Source organism: Streptomyces sp. (assembly GCF_036566765.1).
GTDB lineage: Bacteria > Actinomycetota > Actinomycetes > Streptomycetales > Streptomycetaceae > Streptomyces.
Genome location: NZ_DATCVQ010000368.1, coordinates 1 through 5415, shown reverse-complemented (window position 1 = coordinate 5415; position 5415 = coordinate 1). Strand labels below are relative to the sequence as shown.

The 5415-nt window shown below is 67.3% G+C and carries 8 protein-coding genes; 3 read left to right on the top strand and 5 right to left on the bottom strand.

What is annotated here, in order from left to right; genetic code table 11:
- From VIU94_RS21355 to VIU94_RS21340, 4 genes are all read right to left on the bottom strand, one after another.
- Positions 1-340: hypothetical protein (locus VIU94_RS21355; RefSeq protein WP_331913445.1), on the bottom strand; the 340-nt coding region annotated here is incomplete at its 3' end.
- Positions 337-723 (bottom strand): hypothetical protein, encoded by a 387-nt coding sequence (locus VIU94_RS21350; RefSeq protein ID WP_331913444.1) that lies wholly within the window; start codon positions 721-723, stop codon positions 337-339. The genes VIU94_RS21350 and VIU94_RS21355, both read right to left, overlap by 4 nt.
- Before the next feature lie 87 nt (positions 724-810).
- Entirely contained in the window at positions 811-1038 is a 228-nt protein-coding gene (locus VIU94_RS21345) for a hypothetical protein (protein ID WP_331913443.1), read from the bottom strand.
- On the bottom strand, positions 1022-1324 hold the full coding sequence (locus tag VIU94_RS21340; RefSeq protein ID WP_331913442.1) for an XRE family transcriptional regulator: 303 nt from the start codon (positions 1322-1324) through the stop codon (positions 1022-1024). The genes VIU94_RS21345 and VIU94_RS21340 overlap by 17 nt, the downstream gene beginning before the upstream one ends.
- Positions 1325-1591: 267 nt before the next feature.
- Between VIU94_RS21340 and VIU94_RS21335 the strand changes: the two genes are divergently transcribed.
- The 3 genes from VIU94_RS21335 to VIU94_RS21325 all read left to right on the top strand — a co-directional run bounded on the left by VIU94_RS21335 (position 1592) and on the right by VIU94_RS21325 (position 4699).
- Positions 1592-1954: a helix-turn-helix domain-containing protein gene (locus VIU94_RS21335; RefSeq protein ID WP_331913441.1), complete on the top strand. Its 363-nt coding sequence runs from the start codon at positions 1592-1594 to the stop codon at positions 1952-1954.
- Between the two features lie 435 nt (positions 1955-2389).
- Entirely contained in the window at positions 2390-3703 is a 1314-nt protein-coding gene (locus tag VIU94_RS21330; protein WP_331913440.1) for a tyrosine-type recombinase/integrase, read from the top strand.
- Positions 3704-4456: 753 nt separating this feature from the next.
- Complete coding sequence (locus VIU94_RS21325; RefSeq protein ID WP_331913439.1) at positions 4457-4699, top strand: helix-turn-helix domain-containing protein; 243 nt, start codon at positions 4457-4459, stop codon at positions 4697-4699.
- A gap of 468 nt (positions 4700-5167) precedes the next feature.
- On the opposite strand, the gene VIU94_RS21320 is transcribed toward VIU94_RS21325, so the two are convergent.
- The gene (locus tag VIU94_RS21320; protein ID WP_331913438.1) at positions 5168-5338 is read right to left on the bottom strand and encodes a hypothetical protein; all 171 of its coding nucleotides are present in this window, start codon (positions 5336-5338) and stop codon (positions 5168-5170) included.
- Positions 5339-5415: the final 77 nt, after the last annotated feature.

Sequence of the window (5415 nt, the reverse complement as noted above, 5' to 3'; positions counted from 1 at the left end):
CGAACGCGGCCGTGTCCCAGGTGCCCATGAAGTAGCCGCTGCCGCTCGCACAGCTCGCCGGCCACTCGCGGCAGTGGCACAGGTCGTCGTGGTAGTGGTCGTTCAGGGCGCGGTTCCCCGCGTCGGTCAGCGCGTCGCGCTGCTCCTCGGTGAGCTCGACGGGCTGTGCATTCATGAGGAGCCGCAGCCTCTCCAGCTCGGCGGCGCCGCCCTCCGGGACGAGCATCCCCAGCCCCATCAGCGTGCTGACGGCGGCCGAACCGATCTCCTCGCTGCTCTGCGACCAGGCCTGCCACAGCAGCTTGCGGGCCCGGCACAGCAGCTCCTCGCGGGCGCTCATGCCACACGCTCCGCAGCCGTCGCCGCCGGGACCATGTCGGCCGGGCGCTCCTCCAGCACCGGCAGACCCACCCCGTACAGATGCACCGGCACGTCCACCGACCTGCCGCCGAGCTCCATGTGCAGCGTGCTGGTGACGTCGATGTGGCTGTCGTCGCCCGTCGAGTACAGCCGCACGTCCTCGGCGTCGATCTCCAGCACCTCGCGCCACGGCTCGAACGCACCGAACGGGACCTGAAGCTGCAGACTCGTGCTGCGGAAGCTGTGCACGGTGATGTACGGCGCGGGCAGCTCCGGGTGCTGGATGCTCAGCCAGCACAGCACCTCAAGGGCGTCCTGCGCCTGCGCCATGGTCGGCTCGGGGGCGATAGGGTTGATGCTCATCGGGTTCCTCGATTCGGTGAGTTGAGAGGGATCCGTAGGGGTCGCAGACGGACCGGCCAGGGTCCGAGCGGCCCCGTTTTCGTTGGGTCAGGCGGTGACGGCGAGCTCGCGGTCCTGCTCGGCCATCCAGGCGCGGACCTTGTCCAGGTCGAAGCGGCGCTGACGGCCGGCGAACGGCTCGACCGGCATCCCCTGCTTGATCCACTGGAGGACCTGCCAGTCGGAGACGCCGTAGTACGTCTCGAACTCGCGCTGGCTGAGGAGGGGGACCAGCCCGGCCGGGAGGACGGTGAGTCGGTCAGTCTTCTTCGGCATCGGACCTTGACCTTTCGACAGTTGAAGTTGAAGGTGAGGGCATGGCGAAGTACCGCTGGATCGGGCTGTTGAGCACGTCCGTGATGAGCCATGCGGTGTTCAGTTCGCAGCGGGCCCGGCCGGACCGGCCGCGGCTGGTGAGCCGGCCGATCGTTGCCGGGCTCACTCCGCGCCCTTCCGGGTCGACCTTGCGGGTCTTGTCGGAGAGTTCGTCGAGGGTCAGTCCCTGCCGCTTCATTTCGTCGCGGAGTGGCTGGCCTTCGCCCTTGCGGAGCAGCTTCGGCATGGGGACCTCGTGCGTGGTGAGGCGGTTGAGCTCCTCGTTCTGAGGTGCTGTGACATTTTTACAGTCACAGTTGAAGCCTTGTCAACGAGGTTCGCCGAGAAGTTCCGAGGGTCGCCAAGTCGGCTGCAATCTTCGAAAGCGTGTTCTATGGTGGTGGCATATGCGGATACCGACGGCGCGCGACGGGGAGGTCACGCGCTGTACTGGAACCCGCCATGCTTCTACTTTTACTTGCGAAAAGTAGAAGCGGGCGGGCAATCTTGCCGTGTGGATAACCAGCAGGTAGAGCCCGGCGAGGACTTTGCACAGCTCCTCGACCGCCTGAAGGAGACCTACGGCGGCCTCAGCGACAGCGCAGTGGCACGCCGCATCGGCGTCTCCAACGCAACCGTCAACCTCTGGGTCCACCGCAAGCGCGTCCCGAGCGCGAAGAACCTCGAAGCCCTCGCCAACGAGTTCCCGAAGTTCTCCCGCGACGAGCTGTTCGCTTCCACCGAGCGCAGCGTGCCGGGCAAGCTCGCCCCCGACCGCGAAGAGCGCATCCTGGAGCTCATCCGCGGCCTGACCGCCGAGCAGCAGGACTTCACCGAGGCGCAGCTCCGCGGCCTCAACGAGGCCAACCGGAAGTAGTCGGCTGCCCCGTACAACCGTCTGCCCCCTCGGTCGGTCCAACAGAAATGGACTCGGCCACTCCCTGTGAGAACAGGGTGACTTGGGGCACGCAGAGTGGTCGCATATTCACCTATGAGGCGGTACGGTCGATCGCACGGCCACGCCCTCCCCCGCGGCCGACGTTCCATCGTCGCCCGCACAACGGGGAGTTCTTCATGTGCATCCGCGCCCAGTACTCCGACGCCTCCGTGCTCGTCCCGTGGGACCCGGTAAACCAGCTCGTTAGCGTCCCCGCCGGCCTCTCCCGAGGAAGCTCGCTCCGCGTCCTTCGAGCGGTGCTTGAGCAACTAGCCGTCCCCCAGCCCCCTGTTGGTGCACGCTGCTTCTGCGGGGCACCGGTAAAGCTCCTGCCCTGCATTCCCAATCAGCGGAGGAGTGAGCAGGTGATGCGCCGTGGCGCGTAGAGCACAGAACAACCCCAGGCAGAAGCGCAGCAAGACGTGCGGCTGCGCCGCGTGCGTCGAGGCGTACCCGGTCGAGAAGTACGGCGAGCGGAAGAAGCGCCGAGACTGCCTCGGCTCGTGGCAGGCCCGCTACCGAGATGCCGACGGGGCGCAGAAGTCGAAGAACTTCCCCAAGAAGAGCGAGGCCGACGCCTTCCTCGACAGCATCCGCACTTCCGTACGCCAGGGGACCTACCTGGACCCGAAGCGTGGCGACATCCTCGTCACGGACTGGTGGGAGCTGTGGTGGCCGGCCCACAAGAAGGGCCGTACCACGACGAAGAACCGCAAGCTCGCGTCCTGGAAGCACATCGAGGCGAAGTGGGGCCGGCGGAAGCTGAACTCCCTGACGCACATGGAGCTCCAGGCGTGGGTGACCGCCGAGGTGAAGGGGCACGCCACACAGAAGAAGGTCCTGGAGCTGCTGAACATGATGCTCCGCGACGCGGTCCGCGATCAGCGCGTCCCGTTCAACCCGGGTGAGCACGTGCAGGTCACGGCGTCAGCTCCGGCGCGTCACCCGGACGATCTGAAGCCGCCGACGCGGGAGCAGTACGCTCTCGTTCGGAAGAACCTCCCGGAGTACTACCAGCCGTTCGCCGTGTTCCTCGAGGAGACCGGGATGCGGTGGGGAGAGGCCACGGCGCTGCGCCGCTGTCACGTTGACCTGGACAACGACATCGTCAAAGTCAGGGAAGTGGTCATCGACGACGAGGGCCGGCTGATGAGGCAGGCGGCGCCGAAGACTGCGGCCGGCTTCCGGGTGGTCCCGCTGACTCCGGTGGCTGTGGAAGCGGTTCGGACGATGATCGAGAAGTGGGATCCCGCCGACACCGAGTCTCCGATCGAGTCCGGCATGCACCCGGAAGAGCTCATCTTCCGCAGCCCCCGCTCCGGCGACAAGCGCAAGGTCCGCAACGAGGCTGGCGAGCTGGTCGAAGTGACCATCGAAGGCGTCCTGAACAGGAACAACTTCAAGCGGGTGTGGCTCCCGGCGATCAAAGAGGCGGGGATTGCCCGGCTGGTGAAGAACGCTGAGACCGGGCGCAACGAGTGGTGGCCTCGGGTGCATGACTACCGGCATGCCCTGGCGACGCGCCTGCACGCTCAGGGCGTGTCGGAGAAGGACGTGCAGCTGGTGCTCGGGCAGAAGCGCGGCGGCCGGGTCACGTGGCTGTACACGCACGGCAGTGACGAGGCGCTGTCCACGGTGCTGGCCGCGATGCAGGGGCAGAAGGCGCGGCACTTGCAGGCCGTTTCGTGAGCCGTGCGCGGGGTCGAGTCCACATCGAGTCCACAATCCCGGCTCGGTGCCCCTCGGAAGGTCTCGGCGAGTCTCACGGGAGGGCCGGAACGCCAGCGTTACGGGCCCTCGGAGGGTCTCGGAAGTTCTCGGAAACCCTCCTGACCTGCGGTCTGTGTTCTTACAAAGCAGATGTCGGCGGTTCGAAACCGTCCGCGCCCACCAGGGATAGCAGCAGGTGAGAGCCTGTCAGAGCCCCTCAGCCGGTAACGGCTGAGGGGCTCTTCCCTTGCCCAGAGTCCACAAAGAGTCCACATCCCCGCCAAGGTGCACGGGGGAATCTCTGAGAAACATGCTGTCGACAGGGGTCATGCGGCGTAGAGTGCTGATCATTGAGCAGGCCGACGTGTCTCCCCACGCGCGTCAGACGCATGCTGCTCGCGATCCTGTGGTCGTCCGACGGGGAGGTCGGCACCACAGGCAGAGACCCCCGCCGTATATGCCGGCGGGGGTCTTCTCGTACACGGTAGGCGACATGGCACTGCCCCGTCCCGAAATGGGACGGGGCAGCTCTGCTCTGACCGAATCAGAGCGATAGGCGACCGGCGGCGGACGCATGTACGCCACCGGTGCCCGGTCCGCGTCATTCCGGCGGGGCCGGTGGCGCGGACGCCGTGACGGGGGGGTCTGCGGCAGATACCCACCCCCGTCAAGATCAAACAATGGGGCGCTAGCACTGCATACAAATGATCAAGGAGCGATCACCGTGGACAGGTGGTCCGCCCGAACTCTGCTCCGCTGCCCGACTGGGTCCTCGCCCGCAGACGGCGCATCGGCGAACAGATCCGGCAGGCCCGCCTCCACGCCAACCTGACGCAGCAGGCCGTCGGCGAACGGACCGGCATCGACCGGAGCGCCATCATCGGCATCGAGTACGGGCGCAGCGCCCCGAGCATCGACACATTGCTCCTCATCGCCGACGCGATCGGCGTCCCCCTCGCGGAGCTGGTGAGGTAGCCCCGGCCGGCCGGGGGTACGAACCGGCCGGGGCCGTCAGCGGGTGCGCTGCCACACAGGCTCGGCCGCACGAAGCTCCCTCAGCCGGTCGTCGACCGCCTCGAAGAACTTCGCGGGATCCTCGTCGAGCTGGCGGAGTAGCTCCTGATGGAGTCCCCACGCATCGGCGTGGATCTCGTAGCGGCAGACGGTACAGCGGAACCAGTCCCCTCCGGCTGCCGCTATTTGGCTGCTGCACTGTGGGCAGCTCACGTATCCCCCTCTATCCCGGCTGGCTGGTGCCGCACGGGTAGCAGATGTACCAGCCGTCCTGCGTCCTGGTCATGGCCTGGCCGCAACTGGAACAATTCACGGTGCCTCCTGTCTCGCATGGGTGGTCACCGCTCCGGCCGGATTCCTGCCAGGGTGCTCGGCCGGAGCGGTCTTGCCCTGTCCGCCGTGGCTCGCCGTGGCCACGCCGGGCAGGAGTCAGATGTACTGCGGCCGCGGCGTGGCCGGGGGCCGGTGAGGGTCACACGTCGGATGCCGGTGCTGGTCGGGGCGGACGCCCGACGCGGAGAACGCCGGGACGACCACGGCCTCGCCCTCGATCGGCTTGTCGCAGCGACAGCAGATCAGCGGCCCGTACGCCCCGCTCACCGGCCACCGCCTCGCGGGACGTGGCAGGCGCAGTTGCAGAGGTTCACGAGCGCCTGGTCTCCGTAGCCAGCGGGCCT